The organism is Stenotrophomonas sp. SrG (genome assembly GCF_050031795.1).
Classification (GTDB): domain Bacteria; phylum Pseudomonadota; class Gammaproteobacteria; order Xanthomonadales; family Xanthomonadaceae; genus Stenotrophomonas; species Stenotrophomonas rhizophila_A.
The window spans coordinates 1-230 of sequence record NZ_JBNBBE010001736.1 but is presented as its reverse complement, the minus strand read 5'-3'; the positions used below and the strand labels follow the sequence as shown (position 1 = coordinate 230).

At 61.3% G+C, this 230-nt stretch carries 1 protein-coding gene; it reads right to left on the bottom strand.

Annotation, left to right across the window (positions count from 1 at the left end; all coding sequences use genetic code 11):
- The coding region (locus ACQG3P_RS25205) for an NAD(P)-binding domain-containing protein (RefSeq protein ID WP_426806566.1) at positions 1-226 on the bottom strand (226 nt) is incomplete at its 3' end.
- Between the last annotated feature and the right edge of the window lie 4 nt (positions 227-230).

Below are 230 nucleotides of genomic sequence, written 5' to 3'. Positions count from 1 at the left end.
GGAAATAGTTGGCGGTATCGATCACCACCACCTCGTCTGGCAGAGACGCTATCAAGGGTTTCACGTCGTCGTAGGCGGTGTAAGGCATCGAGAGGATCGCGACGTCGATGTCAGTCATCGCGTCCCCTGGAGCAGTGGCTCGCGCGCCGGTTTCCACCGCCTCGGCCGGAATCTCATCAGGTAGCCGCGAGTGTGCAACCTTTACGTCAGGGCCTGCGGCGGCCAGTTTG